This window comes from Martelella sp. NC20 (genome assembly GCF_013459645.1).
GTDB lineage: Bacteria > Pseudomonadota > Alphaproteobacteria > Rhizobiales > Rhizobiaceae > Martelella.
On record NZ_CP054861.1, the window covers coordinates 333,371 to 348,014 of the forward strand.

Sequence of the window (14,644 nt, forward strand, 5' to 3'; positions counted from 1 at the left end):
GGCCCAGGCTCCAGGCTCCAGGCTCCAGGCTCCAGGCTCCAGGCTCCAGGCTCCAGGCTCCAGGCTCCAGGCTCCAGGCTCCAGGCTCCAGGAAATTCCCATTTCCGCCCTTCCGCCAACCATTTTCCTCATCTTCCCGCGCGGCGCTAGGCTTGTCTGAACGCAGCCCGCGAAGGAGATTTTCATGTCGGATGCAACATCGAAGCTGGGCCTCCCCTTTATCCTGCCCGCCCAGGCGCAAAAACACGTTACCCATAACGAGGCGCTGCAGCGCCTCGATGCAATCGTTCACCTCCTGATCGTCGGAGAGGACGCGACCCCGCCGGAAACGCCCGCCGACGGCGTCTGCCATCTGGTCGGTGCAAGCCCCGGCGGCCTGTTTGCCGGCCACGCCGGCGACATCGCAATCTATCAGGATGGCCTGTGGCAGTTCGTTGCCCCTGCGGCAGGCTGGTCGGCCTGGTTTGGCAGCGATGAGGCATGGCGCATATTCGACGGTTCCGGCTGGGTGACGCCGCCCGCCCCGAATGAGGCGGTGTTTGCAATGGTCGGCATCAACGCCACGGCGGATGCGACCAACCGCCTTTCGGTCGTGGCGCCCGCGACGTTGCTGAATAATGCCGGCGCCGGCCACCAACTCAAGATCAACAAGGCGACGCCGGCCGACACCGCGTCGCTGCTGTTCCAGACCGGCTGGTCCGGCCGCGCCGAGATGGGCCTTGCCGGCACCGACGGGTTTGCGATCAAGATCAGCCCGGACGGCTCGAGCTGGTTCGAGGCCCTTCGCGTCGCCCCCTCCGGCGCCGTCATCATGCCCGAACGCCCGCTGGCGCGCGTAGCGCTTGCCGCCGGCTCAACGCTGATCGACACCCCGACCGCGCTCGGCTTCGACACGCTCTATACCGGCCAGGGCGGTTTCTCCCTCGGCTCGGTCGTTTCCGGCGGCGGCCTCACGCTGTTGTTTCCGGTCAGCGGCTACTACGCGATCACCCTCAATGTCGCAGCAAGCGCAAGCGATGCCTTTTCGGTTACGCTCGAAAAGAACGCCTCGGAAAACGTGGTGATCGTGCGCGGCGGCGCAACCGGCGGAACCGAGGTCACCCTGTCGGCAATCGCTGTCGGCTATTTTGCCGCCGGCGACGACGCCCGTCTGGCATTCACCGGAGAAGCAACCTACAACCTCGGCTACGGCGCCACCGAAGTGGTCGCGATGCTGGTCTGAGTGCACACGGCGCTTGAATGCAGTCCGCAAACAAGGCTATCTCTCGGAAACGCGCATTTCGCGGTCAGGTACAATCGCCTGACTGCGAAATGCGGTAAAACCAACAGATGGAGCGGGCTTTCGTCAAAGGCGGATCCGCTCCGGACAAACGCGGTGAAGAAAGGGCAAGCCATGGCGGGCACGGACTGGCGGAAGAGTTTCGATCTCAAACACCCTTCGCTGAAACCCCTGTGGGTGCGCATCCTGGCCGTGGTGCTGTGCGCAGGCTGGGCTGTCGCCGAATTGTTTATCGGCTCCCCCTTCTGGGCGATCCCGTTCGGCGCGGCGGCCGCCTATATGGCCTACATCTTCTTCCTCTCGCCCGACCGGCATTATTTCAGCACCAAGGATACCCCCGGCGAGTGAGGAGCTTCATTCGCCGCAGCTCAGCGCGTGGAAATGGTCGCCCCAATCGGTGATCGCCACCTTGAAATAGCCCTCTCCGGCAAAACGATGATCCCCGCCCCAGGTCAGCCTGCCGCCGTCGGCCATGCCGCGAAGATAGATCACGCCATTTTCGGTCTTGAACGGCAGTATCGCACTCGCTCCCCCATCGACCTCTCCGGACACCGTCGCGAACGGCTGATCCTTGCGCGCGGCGATCGGGCGGTAGCGGGCGACATAGCTGATCGGCCGGTCACAGGCATTGGCCAGTACGAATGAGATGAACGGCGCGTAACCGGCTTCCGCGACGCGGAAATGGCCGGGCTGAAGCCCGGTGATGATCCGGCCGATCCCCTCCTGTTCCGCCTTGCCGATATAGCGGCCGCGGCCCGGGCCGAGATAGATGCCGACAATACCCGAGGCCGAGCGGATGGCGGCGCCGGCGGCGCCCTCCGGCAAGCTACAGGACAGCGGCATCAGATCGCCGGCCTCGATGGAAAGCGCCGCGCAACTGACGCTCGTCATCTGGCCGCCGGTGACGGCGTCATAGAAAAGCGCGTCCAGCCCGTCATTGCCGGCATGGCCGTAGTGAAAGCCCGTCTCCGATGTGACCTCGGAAAAGGCAGGCTGTCCGTCGATCACCTCGACGATCGCAAGCTGACTTTCCAACGCTCCGCCCGGCCCGAACGACGCATCGGCGGCCGGTAGATAGACCCGCCGGACGAAGCGCCGCGCGGCGGGAATATAGCCATCATCAAGGTCGATGCGCGGCATGATCTGCCGGTCCCGGAACGGCGCGCCGGTTTCCGGATCGATCACGCAGGACGCCGCCGTCAAGACATGGCGCGGGCCGATGACCGTGCCGGTGCAGACAACATCGTCCACCCCGGTGACGATCGCGGCAAGGCTCCGGTCCCTGACCCGACCAGCATCCACCGGCTCGACAAAGGTCGCGGCCGATGCCGCGGAAAAGAAAAACCAGCCCGCGAAAAGCAGGTACAGGAAGACGGGCAACCGCGATATCCGCCTATTCATTATTCTGCTCCCCGCCCGACGGCTTCTGCCAGCCCTGCCCGGCATGGCTTTCCCGATCACGTTCCATGGCGGCCATGATCGCGTCGGCCTCGCTGCGGGCCTGCTCATAGGCTGCGTCATCGCCCTGCTTCAGCCCGTTCGGCAGGTGTTTCAGCCGCTCAAGCTTGCGCAGAAGCGCGATCGGCACCCCTCGGCGAAAGGCTGGTTCCAGGTATTTTTCCGGGTCCTCGCGCATCGCATCGACCTCGTAGCCGAAACTGCGCGCCACGCCGTCGAGCAGCCGGTTGACCGCCTCGGCGGCCGCCACCGCGCGATTGCGCATGTTGTTTTCAGCCAGAAACGCCATCAGTTCGTCCGCCGACCACGCCGTCTCCAGGATCGTCACCCCTTCGGGACGAAGCTCGCCCTGCCAGACCGAACGCGCCGTATCCGGCGCAAGCCACGCGTCCTTGTTGATGCCGCTCAGCCAGATGAAGGTCTGGCCCCAGTCCGGCCGGGTTGGCGCGCTCTCCGCCCATTCGCCCGGCGCGCCGGGCGTTGCGATTTCCTGCGACACGCCGACATAGGCATTCTGCCCGGGCGCGTAAAACCGGAACATCAGTTTCACGTCAAGGGGTTGAATGCGCGGAGCTTCCTCGGGTAGCGCCGTGCCAGTCGCATCTCCCGGCGACCAAGCCTGCACCGTGCCCGGTCCGAATGTCGGCAACAGATAGCGCCAGTCCTCGATCTCGTAGCGAAAACGGACCGTCAGCGCCGGCGCGTCATTCTCCAGCGCCATTTGCAGATCCGCATCCCATAAGAGACTGGTTGTCGACGGCTCGTCCGCCGGCGACGCTGAAGGGGTGAAGCTCGCGCTGTAGCCCTGCCCCCGCGCCTCGACCAGACGATTATCGTCGGCGCTCGCAGCTGCCGGCAGAAAAAGCACGAGCCCGCCCAGCAGCAGAGACGTTATGTATCGAGCCATAGCTCGAACCTTTCCTGCTGTTCGTCCGAAATGAAAAGCCTGCGTTTGCCCCCGAGCGGCTCCAGGCCGGTGCGCGCGCCGTAATAACCGTCAGTATCCCCGCTGTCGGAGCCGAGCGGCATATATGACAGCGCAAACCAGCCCACTACGCCGAAAAGCACAAAGGCGATGACGCCGCCGCCGAGCCACAGCAGGATTTTGCGCGGGTCCCGTTTTCGCGTCTGGCGTGGGGTGGCATCCCACACCTCGTCGTCGACATCATCGTCCCATGCCGGAACCGCCGGTATCCCGGCTGGCTGCGGGGCCGGGCGCGCGCGTTCGTGAAAACCGAGTTCGATTTCAATCAGGCTTTCGGGCGCGCCCAGATGATCGCCGGCCTCATAGGGCGACGAGAGCGCAAGGCCGCTATGGGTCGCGCGAATCCTCAACTGCCTTCCGTTGGCGGTGGCGAGATCGTAAAGCGGATCGCCTGCCACGATCGCGTCACCGCGCTTGAAATAGGACCGTTCCACCCGGACCGGATAATACTCGTCTCCGGCCGGGGCCTGCATGATGACACGCGACATCTGATCTCCATCCCCCGGCCGATCAGGCCTCAAGGGCAATCCAACACTTCCCGAGCATATTTCGGTGCCCCGACAATGCTCCTGCTTCGCTTTCGCGCAAAGCCTGCGGCGGCCTGCGCTTTCACCGCACGTTAGAGCCCTTCAGGTTGAAATGAAACCATTTCCGATTTGCTGTAAAAATTTCGCTAATAGAACAAAGATCAGAGCAGCGGCCTGCGGCCAGCAAGCGGCTCCAAGACGGGGAAGTCAGCCGGACTCAGTCTTCGAGCGGGCGGGCTTCGGAGGCCAGCATGATCGGCACGCCATCGCGGATCGGATAGGCGAGCTTCGCCTTTTGCGAGACAAGCTCCTGGCGCTCGCCATCATAGGTCAGCCGTCCCTTGGTCAGCGGGCAGATGAGCAGTTCGAGCATCTTGGGATCGATCCCGGCTTCCTTGGCGATCATGGCTTATCCTATTGCAGCCGGTCGCCGGGATCGCCGGCAAGCGCGAATTCGATGATCGCGATGAACAGCGCCGCCCGCGCCTTGAGATCGGGCGCTTCCAGCAATGCCTGTTTTTCAGCGGGGCCAAACGGCGCCATCATCGACAGCGAATTGACGAGCGTGAGATTGCTCGCCTGCTCGATATGATCCCACTCGGTATCGAGCCCCTCGGAATCGAGATAGTTCCGGAAGGCCCGGATAAGACCCGCCCGGTCCACGCCATCGTCCTGGCCCTCGGAGTTGAGATCGCCAAGGAAAGGGGTAATGGCGAAGCTGCGGAACGGCCGTGTCGTTTTCAACTCGTCGATCAGACGCACACGGCAAATGCCGGTAAGCGCCACCAGATAGCGCCCGTCGCCGGTTTCCGCAAAGGAAGTGATCCGCCCGAGACATCCGATACCGGAAACGGGCGTATCCTCGGTCACCGCAAGCGTCTCGTCGTGGCGGGAGGGCTGGACCATGACGATCAGCCGGTTGCCGGCGATCGCCTGATCGACCATGGCAAGATAGCGCGGCTCGAAAATATTGAGCGGCAATTGCGCGTATGGCAGCAGCAGCCCGCCCGTCAGCGGAAACACCGGAGCGCTCTCCGGCAGATCCTTCGCGGTCAGATAACGGGCATTGCCAACCTGCATGGCGATATCGTCCTTCAGGAAAAGAGGATGGTCGAAAGCCTCCGGCGCGCGGAAATCGTCGCCGGGTCCTTTGGTCCCCAGGCCTCGAAAAACGCGACCAACTGCCGGCGCGCGCCATCATCGTCGAATTCGCGATCCTTGCGCATGATGATCAGCAACTGCTCGGCCGCCGCCTCGCGCTTGCCCTCGGCATTCAGCACCTTGGCAAGCTTCATACGGGATTCATGATCGTCCGGATTCTGGGCAAGGGTATGTTCGAGCGCTGCCGGATCGCCGAACTTGCGCGCTTCCTCGATCTGCTCGATCTTGGTCACGAGCGCCTTGATGGCGTCATCCTCGCGCAATTCCTCCGGCACCTGCTCCAGCACCTGACGGGCACGGTCGAGCTGGCCCGCGGCCACCATGCAGCGTCCGATCCCGGCCAGCGCTTTCGGGTTTTCAGGATCGGCCTGCATCACGGCGGCGAAAAGCTGTCCCGCCTCCTGCAGCTTGTCCTCGGCGAGCAATTGTTCTGCCTGATCGAGCGCGCCGGCGATTTCGGCCTTGCGATCCTGCTCGGACGGGCTGTTCTGGGAAAGCTTGTCGATGAATTCGTTGACCTGGCTTTCCGGCACGGCGCCCATGAAGCCGTCCACCGGCTGACCGGCGGCAAATGCGATGACGGCGGGGATCGACTGGATGCCGAGCTGGCCGGCGATCGACGGGTGATCGTCGATATTCATCTTCACCAGCTTGACCTTGCCGGCGGCGGCCGTCACCGCCTTTTCGAGCACGGGGCCAAGCTGCTTGCACGGGCCGCACCAGGGCGCCCAGAAATCCACAAGCACCGGCTGGCTCTTCGATTCCTCGATGACGTCCTTGGCGAATTCGGCGGTGGTCGTGTCCTTGATCAGCCCGCCGGGGGGCGTCGCGCCATTGACGGCGCCATCGGCCGAAACACTCATCTGGCCGCCGAAGGAACCGCTATAGGGGTTGTCAAATCCGCTCATCACTACTCTCTCCGTATGGCCGCGCCGGCCGCATCTTTGTTGGATGTAAGATCGTGTGTCACACCGTTACTTTCAAGACAACCGGCTCGTGCCCGGTCGCCCTGATGAAGCTCAAGAGATCATCGCGCCCGATCGAGGTCGTGGCGGTATTGCGCAGCGGGTGGCAGTTGATGATCGCGTTCTCCATCAGGCTCTCGTCCAGAATGAAGGTAACCTGGCGCTGATCGTCATTGATGGCGCAAAGCGCCGTCACGGAACCGGGCTCGACGCCGAGATAGTCCATCATCGGTTCCGGCTTGCCGAAGGACACACGACCCGACGCCCCGATCAGCGTGTGCACCGTCTTCAGGTCGACGGTGGCATATTCTTCCACGGTGAGCATAAAATATCGGCTTTTCTTGTCCTTCACGAACAGGTTCTTGGTGTGACCGCCGGGAATTTTGGCGCGCAGATCATCGCCTTCCGCCACGGTGAACACCGGCCGATGCTCGTGATTCTGATAGGAAATGCCGAGTTTATCGAGAAAGGCGAACACGTCATCGGACGTCTTGGTCATCAGGGCTGTTCCGTTTTCGAATTGGTGCCTGTTTCAGCACCAAATGGCGGTCAATGCAACAAAGGCGCGGGAGGCAAGCCCGTGCGCCGCTGCATTTTCGGCCGCCAACAAGCCGCATCCCGGCGATGCGCTTCGTCTTTTTGCCGGGCGGCAGCATTTTGCGGAGGCGCCCTCCGCCATTCCGGGTTCCGCCTGCCGCCGCAAAAATCACGTAATATATTGAAAAACAAAAATTTTCCGGGGGAGACAAAAAAATGCGCAATTCCCGCGATTTCTCTGTTGCATTTGAAATCCGCTTGGGCCATATACGCCTTCGTCGTCGCCGAGATGACATATCCGGTCTCCGATTTACCCCCGGCCGGATTTCACGAGCGGGTGTAGCTCAGGGGTAGAGCACAACCTTGCCAAGGTTGGGGTCGGGCGTTCGAATCGCCTCACCCGCTCCAGTTTCTCCAAGAAAATCATAGACTTCCGCCGATTCGCCATAAGGCGGATTTGCTGCGTGAATTCCCGGTCGCCACCCTGTCGCCACGACGCTGGCAAAACGGATCATGCGTGGAAAGCGCCGGATACGGTCGCCGGCTCCCTGCCGCCCGGAAGGTACAGTCGCAACGTTGACTTCTCGTGATGGGTGCACAGGACGATGCCTGGCGATACCCGCAACCCGCGCGGAAAATCTCCGGCCGGAAGCCCGAAAATCCTGGTTACCAGAGCGTTACACTCGCCTTAGGCAAATTTTAAAAGTGTGGCGCTAGGTTGTGAGCGTAGGTTGTGAGTTTTGTAGAGAGTACGATGACCGAGCTAGCCCGCGTTCGCGCAAAATATGTCATAGGTCCCGACGGCAGTCCGCTGACCGTTGCCGACCTGCCCCCTTCCAATACGCGGCGCTGGGTGATCCGGCGCAAGGCAGAGGTGGTGGCGGCCGTGCGCGGCGGCCTGCTGAGCCTGGAGGAGGCCTGTGAGCGATACCGCCTGACGGTGGAGGAGTTCCTCTCCTGGCAGGCCTCGATCGACGATCACGGCCTTGCCGGCCTGCGCACCACCCGGATCCAGCAATACCGCAACTGACCGGCGCGACATCGCGCCGCCCCGCGGGTCCCGGCTGACGTCGGACGACCCGCGCGCTTCCTTTCGGCCCATCTCATCGCGAAGGCACTTTCGACTCGGCAAGGCAGGATCGCCGCTGCATGAATGCCGGCTTTTTCCAAGAACGGCCAGAGCGTCGGGCGAAAAAGTGGAATCCGATTTTTCGTTAACCCGACGCGTAAAAATAGAGAATCTAGAGCGTCGGAGCGGAGGCCGGACTTCCGAGAACCCGATCCGCCAACGAAAGAAGACGACGGCGCCGCGCGATTTCAAGCACTCACCCGCTGCTCTTTGCGGAAACTCTCCAGCATTCAACGATACCAGATCACGCCCGCCAGGGGCCGAAAAACCAAAGGCCGCATCGTGACGATGCGGCCTTTGGTTTTGACGGATCCCCTCGACACGCCCTCAGGCGCGCTTGCGGCCCGCTGCGTCACGCACCTCGATGGCGGCGGCGCGCTCATAATCCAGTTCCATCTCCGCAAGATCGGCCTCGGCCCTGTCGCGCTGCTGGCGCAGGTCGGCGACGGAGACGGCCAGATTGTCGGCGCGCTGGCGCGCCGATTTGGCAAATGTCGAATATGCGAAATGCCCGGGGTCGGTGATCCCGGATTTCTTTTCCTCGGCGGCGATCTGCTGCATCAGTTCGCCGGACATGCGGGCGAACTCATCCATCATGAGTTGCAATTGCTGCAACTGCCGCTTCTTTTCCTTCACCTGAAACGCCTTCAGACGCAACAGACTGTTTCGTGCCTTCATACGCAAAACTCCCCGGCTGACGAACGCGTAGCGGATCGGTCCCCCCTCGGCTTCTGATTCGCACCAAAATTGATTAACGAAATCGAAATCGCGGTAACCTTTCGTTTACAGTCATGTCCGATCATAGCCGTCAGGACTTAAGGGTCGGTAAACCGCATTATCGGATTCAAACAAAAACTAGCGAGTCAGATGAGTCACTTAGCAGACTTGGTTAATCTTTTTTATCGGCAATCGGTCTTAAAAAAATACAATAAAATCAATGCCATTCTAATGTTCATTAATATCTTCTGTCCGTCTTGCCAAAAAGAATCAGAATTTGTTAACCATTAGATGGCAGCTTCCAAATCAGGTCATCACTGAGTCCGTATCGCGTCGGGGGCGACAACAGACCTTTCACAGCGGCGGTTCAAGGGGAAAGACATGCGGGTTCTTTTAATCGAAGACGACGGCGCCACAGCACAGAGCATCGAACTGATGCTCAAGAGCGAAAGCTTCAACGTGTACACCACGGATCTGGGCGAGGAGGGCGTCGACCTCGGCAAGATCTACGATTACGACATCATCCTTCTCGATCTCAACCTGCCGGATATGTCCGGCTATGAAGTGCTCAAGGCGCTTCGGGTTTCGAAGATCGCAACGCCGATCCTCATTCTCTCGGGCATGTCGGGCACGGACGACAAGGTGCGCGGTTTCGGCTCCGGCGCCGACGATTATCTGACGAAACCCTTCCACAAGGAAGAGCTGGTCGCCCGCATCCACGCCATCGTGCGCCGCTCCAAGGGCCATGCGCAATCGATCATCTCCACCGGCGACCTCGCCGTCAATGTCGATGCCAAGACCGTCGAGGTCGCGGGCCAGCGGGTTCATCTGACCGGCAAGGAATATCAGATGCTCGAGCTGCTTTCGCTGCGCAAGGGCACGACGCTGACCAAGGAAATGTTCCTCAATCACCTCTATGGCGGCATGGACGAGCCGGAACTGAAGATCATCGACGTCTTCATCTGCAAGCTCAGGAAGAAGCTCGCCAACGCCGCCGGCGGCACCAATTTCATCGAAACGGTCTGGGGCCGCGGCTATGTGCTGCGCGAGCAGGACCAGCAGGAAATGCAAAAACGCGCCTGACGCGTCTCACCCTGCTGAACAAAGCGCGGCGCCCCGGCGCCGCTTTTTTTGTTTACGGGCCGGCCTCATCGGTGGTCTTCTCGCTGAGCGGTGCGCAGAGAAGCCGCAGACGGCTTTTCAGCATGTCGATCTTGAACTTCGCGGCCGCGACGGTGGTTTTCGCCTTTTCGACATCGACATTCGCCGCGCATTGCGCCGGATCGGCATTCTGCCGCTGGTTTTCCGCCCGCACCAATGCCGCGCTTGCCGCCGCCAGATCGCTGTCCGCCGCGGCAATGCCCAGTTTCAGCGAAGCGAAATCACTCATGAAATGGCGTCGGTTGTCGCGCGCGCCGATAATCGTTTCCAGCAGCGTCAGCCGGGCATTCTGCGTCATGCGCAGCGCATCGCCCTCATCGATCAGCGGCAGGACGTAGGAGACCAGGAACTGCAGATTGAGGCCGCCGGTCTGGGTCATGAAACTCGGGATCGAGGTCTTGAGCTTGGTGAGGCGCGATTGTCTGGCAAGGTCGAGCTGGGCCGCGGCAGCCTCCACCAGAAGGTCCTCCAGACGCTTCTTGCCCGAGTTCGCAAAACAGGCTTCCGCATCGTCGTCCGTCACCGACTGATAGCCGGAAAGCGCCGAGAGCACGGAGCGCTCCGGCGCCACGCGATAGCCGCCCTCGGCAAGCCCCGCCAACCCCAGCACTTCATCCCGCTTCGAATCGAGCGAGCGCGACACCGCATCGGCCTCACGGCGGGCGGCGGCGACCTGATCCTTGAGCGCTTTCAGTTCCTGCGGCGTCGCGTCGCCGTCCGCAACCTCCATCGCCACATCACCGGCTCGGCAAGCCAGCCCCCTTTCCTTCAAAAGGGCATTGCGGCGCCTGAAGTCGAGCGCCGTATACTCATTGTAGGTGTTGAAGAGATTGGTCGTCGCGGTGCGCTGGGCGATCTGGTATTGCACCGGGATCAGGCGGCCGGCGACCTTGACTGCGGGCTGGTCGAGGCGCAGCAGGGCCTTCGAGATATCCCAGTTCACGCCGAGCACGATATTCGAAACGCTGGCGACATCCGCCAGATCGTCGCCTTTATAGGTGGAGATCTGGCGCGCTTCGGCGCTGATGCGCGGCAGGCGCGCGGATTTCACCTTGTCGAGTTCGAGCATCGCCCGCGCCCGGCTGATGCGGGCGCGCATGAAATCCTTGCCCCGGCTTTCCGCATTCGCGAGCAGGTCCGCCGGCCCGAGCGCCGCGCCATCTTCGGGCGGTTCGGGCGGCGGCGCGGCAAGCTCCTGCGCCATCACGTCGATCTGCTCAGCGGTTTCCTGCAACTGATGCGAGGCGCAACCGGCAAGCGCAAGCCCGACGCCAGCAAGAACGCCCATGCCCACCCTGGCTGGCCTAACGTTTCGCAAGTTTCGATCAATCAAGGCCGACATCACCCGGTTTGAAGCCGGAAAGGAAGCGGTCTCCGGCGATTGCGCCCCTCGAGTCCCGCTGACCGCTTATCCAGGTGACCACGACCGGTTGTGCGGGTGCGAATGATTTCTCCGGGAAACAGCGTCATGCCGTCAGGCATCGGGCTGTCCATGCGCGCGAAAGCGGCGGTGACCGCCGATAAAGGCACAGAAATTTGTGGATATCTCACGGCTGGTCTCTCCCTCAGAAACTGACGGGAAAATTGCAGTTCTGGCTTCGGAGGAACGCCTTGGACGGCGACTTGTTTCCGCAAAAGCCGAACTACGATCGATTCAATGGCGTGAGAGTGAACCTAAAGCTTGGCAAAAATGGGATGTTACCCGCTGCACCGCAAAAGAGATTGGAAAGCGCCGCTCAGACCGCCGGCTTGGCCTCGAACACGACCTCGCCCTCATTGACCACGAATTCGATGGCCATGCCGGATTCCTCCGCCAGCAATGCAGTGTAATAGGGCTGCACATTGTGCGAGGTGATCGGCTCTTCCATCACGCCGCCATAGATGCGGGCGAAATCGGCCGGCATCTGCACGTAATTGCCGCGGGTGCGGATGATGAAGGCGAAGATGTCGCCCGCGGCATCGAGGCCGACATCGATGGTGCCGCCGCGCGGGATCGTGGACTGGGCCACCAGGAACAGGTTCAAAAGCAGTTTGACCCGGTTCTTGGGAGCATTGATGCGCGGGCCGCTCCAGTTGAGCGTCATGCGCTTGCCGAGCCCGATCAGATCGCGCGCGGCCGTCTCCGCCTCGCCGGTGTCGAGCGGCGTATCCAGCGTGCCAGAGGCGCCGAAGGCGATGCGGGCAAATTTCAGGTGAACCGTCGCAGAAGCCGTGCTCTGGCGGATGAGCTGCAGCGCGTCCTCGTCCATCCCGCCTTCATCCAGCAGTTCCAGCCCGTTTCCGGCGGCCCCGATCGGATTGACGACATCGTGGCAGATGCGGCTTGCGAGCAGGGCCGCAAGATCTGCGCCGCTCAGGGTCAGGTTCGGGTTCTTCATCGCGTCCACCATTCTTCAGATCGGGCCTTCAGATCGGGCAGCCATTGGCCGCCAATGTCTTTTGCTGTTATCGCCGCGCCATGGCAAGCGATAATCGCGTTCCCGGAAATTCCTCTCATTTGGTAAATCCATTGTTAAGGGGTATGGCCCACAATGTCCGCCAAAAGACCGCTCTTCGCCGGATTGCCGCTGTCAGGCATGTGCGACGCGCGCGGATCAGACCAAAAGCAACAGGAATGGAACCGCCATGTTTGCCAGAAAAGCCGCAAGGTCCATACAGACACTTGTCTTCGCCCTTTGGATGGTGGCGCTCGCCATCGTTCCGGCCGGAGCGCAACAGCAGGCCCAGCAATCCGACACGTTCTCGCCGGATGAGGTCGTCGCCGCCGGCAACACCTTCTTCGGCGAAGCGAGTTCGGGCCTGGCCCAGACGCTGCAGAACGCCTTTTCCAAATACGGCCTGCCCAATGGCTATATTCTCGGAGCGGAAGGGTCGGGCGCCTTCATCGCCGGCCTTACCTATGGCGAGGGCGTGCTCAACACCAAGAATGTCGGCTCCCACAAGGTGTTCTGGCAGGGACCGTCGCTCGGCATCGATTACGGCGGTGACGGCTCGCGGGTGATGATGCTGGTCTACAATCTGCCCTCGGTGCCCGATCTCTATCATCGCTATGGCGGCGTCTCGGGCTCGGCCTATATCGTTGCCGGCTTCTCGATGCAGGTCTACAAGTATCGCGATGTCATTCTGGTTCCGGTCCGCTCCGGCATCGGCGCCCGCCTCGGGATCAATGTCGGCTATCTGAAGCTGACAGAGAAACCGACCTGGAACCCCTTCTGACCGGAGCGCAGGATTGGGCGACTTGAAGCGCGAAATCGAAACCCGATACGCCGCGATCTGCAGCCAGGTGGATGAGGCCGCCGGCTCGGACCGCGAGGATGATGCGCTGCGGGCGGCCTTTGCCGAGCTTGCGGCCATGATGATCGCCTACCAGTACCGGGAGGGCGCGCGCGATGCGCTGCAAGCCGCGCTCTCACGCGATCAGGGCCGGAACGCCAACCGGACCAGCCTTGCCGAACGCGCCCGCGCGCTGATCGACGCCAACCGTTAGCCGATACGTCCCCTGGCAAGCGCAAGCTGATAGAGCGCGATCGCCGCCGCATTGCCGACATTGAGGCTGTCGAGCCCCGGAGCCTGCGGAATGCGCACCGTGCGGAACGCGGCCATGATGTCCGCCGGAAGCCCCTCGCCTTCCGTTCCGAGCACGAGCGCCACCCGTCGTCCCGGAGAAACGCGGTGGAGCGGTTCGCCGCCGGAGGGCGACAACGCGAGAACATCGAAGCCCGCCCGCGCGAGTGCCGCAAGGATCGCCGGCCCGCTGTCGCCGCGCGCCCAGGGCATTTTCAGCACCGACCCGACCGAAACCCGCAGCGCCTTGCGATAAAGCGGATCGCAACTGGTCTCGTCCAGCAGCACCGCATCGGCCCCGAGCGCTGTGGCATTGCGGAAGATGGCGCCGGCATTGTCATGGTTGGAAAGGCCGATGCAGACGACCACAAGCGCATCCTCCGGCAGCGTCGCGATCAGGTCTTCCGCAGCCGGCCGGCCGGTGATCCGCCCGAGAGCCAGAACCCCGCGATGCATGTCGAAGCCGGTGATCGCGTTCATGACGGCGGCATTGCAGGTAAAAAGCGGCACATTGTCCGGATAGGCTTTGAGCACGCCCGCAATACCCGCCAGCCGGTTTTCCAGCACAAGGATGCGCTCCGCTTCAAACCGCGCGGCGGGCGCCTCGGAAAGCACCCGCAGCACCACCGTGCCCTCGGCGATGAACAGGCCCTGCCGCCCGACCAGATCCTTCTCCCGGATCGCCCTGAACGGCGCGACCCGCGGATCGTCCGGATCTGTGATTGCGATTGCCGGAGCGGCCATCTCAGTCGAAGCGGATTTCGACATCGGCGGCCATGCGGCCGGTATGGAGATCGAAGAGATAGAGCGTCTGCTCGCCGTTTTGCTTGATGCCGTAGATCAGCGCCTGACCGTCGCCATAGCTGATATCGGCAATCTGGAAACCGCGCGGCAGGTTCGCCGTCAGCGCCCTTGGCGCATCCGCGGGCACGATCGCGCCGGTTCTTCCGGCGACCTGGCCCTCGTCCGGCCGGCTCATCACCTTGTAGAGGATCGCGCCGAACACCGCCATCAGCGAGACGATCATGATCAGCGCCGAAACGACCTGCAATCGCAGCATCCGTCGCCGCACCAGCTCGACTGCGGGATCGAGCGGCTTTTCCTCTTCTTCGTCTTCGATGCGATGTTGCGACATTGTCCATTGCTCCGCGGGCCGGTTTC

At 62.2% G+C, this 14,644-nt stretch carries 18 protein-coding genes and 1 tRNA gene; 7 read left to right on the plus strand and 12 right to left on the minus strand.

The features are described 5' to 3' along the window. The first annotated feature begins 184 nt into the window (after nucleotides 1-184). Together HQ843_RS01630 and HQ843_RS01635 are read left to right on the plus strand one after the other, a co-directional pair. The gene (locus tag HQ843_RS01630; RefSeq protein WP_180900128.1) at nucleotides 185-1,222 is read left to right on the plus strand and encodes a DUF2793 domain-containing protein; all 1,038 of its coding nucleotides are present in this window, start codon (nucleotides 185-187) and stop codon (nucleotides 1,220-1,222) included. Nucleotides 1,223-1,375: 153 nt separating this feature from the next. Next, nucleotides 1,376-1,627, plus strand: coding sequence for a hypothetical protein (locus tag HQ843_RS01635; RefSeq protein WP_180903390.1), 252 nt, complete (start codon nucleotides 1,376-1,378; stop codon nucleotides 1,625-1,627). A 6-nt stretch (nucleotides 1,628-1,633) separates the two neighbouring features. Here the strand turns inward: HQ843_RS01635 and HQ843_RS01640 are convergent, their stop codons facing one another. The 7 genes from HQ843_RS01640 to HQ843_RS01670 all read right to left on the minus strand — a co-directional run bounded on the left by HQ843_RS01640 (nucleotide 1,634) and on the right by HQ843_RS01670 (nucleotide 6,874). Beyond that, the gene (locus tag HQ843_RS01640) at nucleotides 1,634-2,680 is read right to left on the minus strand and encodes a serine protease family protein (RefSeq protein WP_180900126.1); all 1,047 of its coding nucleotides are present in this window, start codon (nucleotides 2,678-2,680) and stop codon (nucleotides 1,634-1,636) included. Continuing rightward, nucleotides 2,673-3,644: a hypothetical protein gene (locus tag HQ843_RS01645; RefSeq protein WP_180900125.1), complete on the minus strand. Its 972-nt coding sequence runs from the start codon at nucleotides 3,642-3,644 to the stop codon at nucleotides 2,673-2,675. Before HQ843_RS01645 ends, HQ843_RS01640 begins: the two co-directional genes overlap by 8 nt. After that, a complete protein-coding gene (locus HQ843_RS01650; protein ID WP_180900124.1) occupies nucleotides 3,629-4,210 on the minus strand; it encodes a hypothetical protein in 582 nt (193 codons plus the stop codon). The genes HQ843_RS01645 and HQ843_RS01650 overlap by 16 nt, the downstream gene beginning before the upstream one ends. A 256-nt stretch (nucleotides 4,211-4,466) precedes the next feature. Continuing rightward, nucleotides 4,467-4,655: a Trm112 family protein gene (locus HQ843_RS01655; RefSeq protein WP_180900123.1), complete on the minus strand. Its 189-nt coding sequence runs from the start codon at nucleotides 4,653-4,655 to the stop codon at nucleotides 4,467-4,469. An 8-nt stretch (nucleotides 4,656-4,663) separates the two neighbouring features. Further along, nucleotides 4,664-5,329: an LON peptidase substrate-binding domain-containing protein gene (locus tag HQ843_RS01660; RefSeq protein ID WP_180900122.1), complete on the minus strand. Its 666-nt coding sequence runs from the start codon at nucleotides 5,327-5,329 to the stop codon at nucleotides 4,664-4,666. Nucleotides 5,330-5,343: 14 nt separating this feature from the next. Then, nucleotides 5,344-6,318: a thioredoxin gene (gene trxA, locus HQ843_RS01665; RefSeq protein WP_180900121.1), complete on the minus strand. Its 975-nt coding sequence runs from the start codon at nucleotides 6,316-6,318 to the stop codon at nucleotides 5,344-5,346. Nucleotides 6,319-6,376: 58 nt separating this feature from the next. Beyond that, entirely contained in the window at nucleotides 6,377-6,874 is a 498-nt protein-coding gene (locus HQ843_RS01670) for a prolyl-tRNA synthetase associated domain-containing protein (RefSeq protein ID WP_180900120.1), read from the minus strand. Between the two features lie 371 nt (nucleotides 6,875-7,245). Here HQ843_RS01670 and HQ843_RS01675 point away from each other — a divergent pair. Beyond that, nucleotides 7,246-7,320, plus strand: a tRNA-Gly gene (locus HQ843_RS01675). Between the two features lie 346 nt (nucleotides 7,321-7,666). Continuing rightward, nucleotides 7,667-7,942 carry a CtrA inhibitor SciP gene (gene sciP, locus HQ843_RS01680; RefSeq protein WP_174802319.1) on the plus strand — a complete coding sequence of 92 codons (276 nt, stop codon included), beginning with the start codon at nucleotides 7,667-7,669 and terminating at the stop codon, nucleotides 7,940-7,942. Nucleotides 7,943-8,368: 426 nt separating this feature from the next. On the opposite strand, the gene HQ843_RS01685 is transcribed toward sciP, so the two are convergent. Further along, on the minus strand, nucleotides 8,369-8,719 hold the full coding sequence (locus tag HQ843_RS01685; protein ID WP_180900118.1) for a flagellar export protein FliJ: 351 nt from the start codon (nucleotides 8,717-8,719) through the stop codon (nucleotides 8,369-8,371). A 420-nt stretch (nucleotides 8,720-9,139) separates the two neighbouring features. On the opposite strand from HQ843_RS01685, the gene ctrA reads away from it, so the two are divergent. Continuing rightward, nucleotides 9,140-9,841, plus strand: coding sequence for a response regulator transcription factor CtrA (gene ctrA, locus HQ843_RS01690; RefSeq protein ID WP_180900117.1), 702 nt, complete (start codon nucleotides 9,140-9,142; stop codon nucleotides 9,839-9,841). Nucleotides 9,842-9,893: 52 nt separating this feature from the next. Here the strand turns inward: ctrA and HQ843_RS01695 are convergent, their stop codons facing one another. Both HQ843_RS01695 and chpT read right to left on the minus strand, forming a co-directional pair. Next, the gene (locus HQ843_RS01695) at nucleotides 9,894-11,207 is read right to left on the minus strand and encodes a hypothetical protein (protein ID WP_180900116.1); all 1,314 of its coding nucleotides are present in this window, start codon (nucleotides 11,205-11,207) and stop codon (nucleotides 9,894-9,896) included. Between the two features lie 448 nt (nucleotides 11,208-11,655). Continuing rightward, entirely contained in the window at nucleotides 11,656-12,297 is a 642-nt protein-coding gene (gene chpT, locus HQ843_RS01700; protein WP_180900115.1) for a histidine phosphotransferase ChpT, read from the minus strand. Nucleotides 12,298-12,544: 247 nt separating this feature from the next. On the opposite strand from chpT, the gene HQ843_RS01705 reads away from it, so the two are divergent. Both HQ843_RS01705 and HQ843_RS01710 read left to right on the plus strand, forming a co-directional pair. Then, entirely contained in the window at nucleotides 12,545-13,135 is a 591-nt protein-coding gene (locus HQ843_RS01705; RefSeq protein ID WP_180900114.1) for a DUF1134 domain-containing protein, read from the plus strand. 13 nt (nucleotides 13,136-13,148) lie between these two features. Next, the gene (locus HQ843_RS01710; protein WP_180900113.1) at nucleotides 13,149-13,406 is read left to right on the plus strand and encodes a hypothetical protein; all 258 of its coding nucleotides are present in this window, start codon (nucleotides 13,149-13,151) and stop codon (nucleotides 13,404-13,406) included. On the opposite strand, the gene HQ843_RS01715 is transcribed toward HQ843_RS01710, so the two are convergent. Continuing rightward, on the minus strand, nucleotides 13,403-14,251 hold the full coding sequence (locus HQ843_RS01715) for a TrmH family RNA methyltransferase (RefSeq protein WP_246710246.1): 849 nt from the start codon (nucleotides 14,249-14,251) through the stop codon (nucleotides 13,403-13,405). The two genes, HQ843_RS01710 and HQ843_RS01715, sit on opposite strands and share 4 nt — an antisense overlap. Then, the gene (locus HQ843_RS01720; protein ID WP_180900112.1) at nucleotides 14,229-14,618 is read right to left on the minus strand and encodes a hypothetical protein; all 390 of its coding nucleotides are present in this window, start codon (nucleotides 14,616-14,618) and stop codon (nucleotides 14,229-14,231) included. The genes HQ843_RS01715 and HQ843_RS01720 overlap by 23 nt, the downstream gene beginning before the upstream one ends. Nucleotides 14,619-14,644: the final 26 nt, after the last annotated feature.

Bases quoted from the DNA above. Each gene is read 5' to 3' on its own strand.
- HQ843_RS01670 (WP_180900120.1), bottom strand. From the start codon at position 6,874: ATGACCAAGACGTCCGATGACGTGTTCGCCTTTCTCGATAAACTCGGC.
- HQ843_RS01715 (WP_246710246.1), bottom strand. From the start codon at position 14,251: ATGTCGAAATCCGCTTCGACTGAGATGGCCGCTCCGGCAATCGCAATC.
- chpT (WP_180900115.1), bottom strand. From the start codon at position 12,297: ATGAAGAACCCGAACCTGACCCTGAGCGGCGCAGATCTTGCGGCCCTG.
- HQ843_RS01695 (WP_180900116.1), bottom strand. From the start codon at position 11,207: ATGGGCGTTCTTGCTGGCGTCGGGCTTGCGCTTGCCGGTTGCGCCTCG.
- HQ843_RS01650 (WP_180900124.1), bottom strand. From the start codon at position 4,210: ATGTCGCGTGTCATCATGCAGGCCCCGGCCGGAGACGAGTATTATCCG.
- HQ843_RS01630 (WP_180900128.1), top strand. From the start codon at position 185: ATGTCGGATGCAACATCGAAGCTGGGCCTCCCCTTTATCCTGCCCGCC.
- HQ843_RS01705 (WP_180900114.1), top strand. From the start codon at position 12,545: ATGTTTGCCAGAAAAGCCGCAAGGTCCATACAGACACTTGTCTTCGCC.
- ctrA (WP_180900117.1), top strand. From the start codon at position 9,140: ATGCGGGTTCTTTTAATCGAAGACGACGGCGCCACAGCACAGAGCATC.
- HQ843_RS01685 (WP_180900118.1), bottom strand. From the start codon at position 8,719: ATGAAGGCACGAAACAGTCTGTTGCGTCTGAAGGCGTTTCAGGTGAAG.
- HQ843_RS01655 (WP_180900123.1), bottom strand. From the start codon at position 4,655: ATGATCGCCAAGGAAGCCGGGATCGATCCCAAGATGCTCGAACTGCTC.
- trxA (WP_180900121.1), bottom strand. From the start codon at position 6,318: ATGAGCGGATTTGACAACCCCTATAGCGGTTCCTTCGGCGGCCAGATG.
- HQ843_RS01720 (WP_180900112.1), bottom strand. From the start codon at position 14,618: ATGTCGCAACATCGCATCGAAGACGAAGAAGAGGAAAAGCCGCTCGAT.
- HQ843_RS01640 (WP_180900126.1), bottom strand. From the start codon at position 2,680: ATGAATAGGCGGATATCGCGGTTGCCCGTCTTCCTGTACCTGCTTTTC.
- HQ843_RS01645 (WP_180900125.1), bottom strand. From the start codon at position 3,644: ATGGCTCGATACATAACGTCTCTGCTGCTGGGCGGGCTCGTGCTTTTT.
- HQ843_RS01660 (WP_180900122.1), bottom strand. From the start codon at position 5,329: ATGCAGGTTGGCAATGCCCGTTATCTGACCGCGAAGGATCTGCCGGAG.
- sciP (WP_174802319.1), top strand. From the start codon at position 7,667: ATGACCGAGCTAGCCCGCGTTCGCGCAAAATATGTCATAGGTCCCGAC.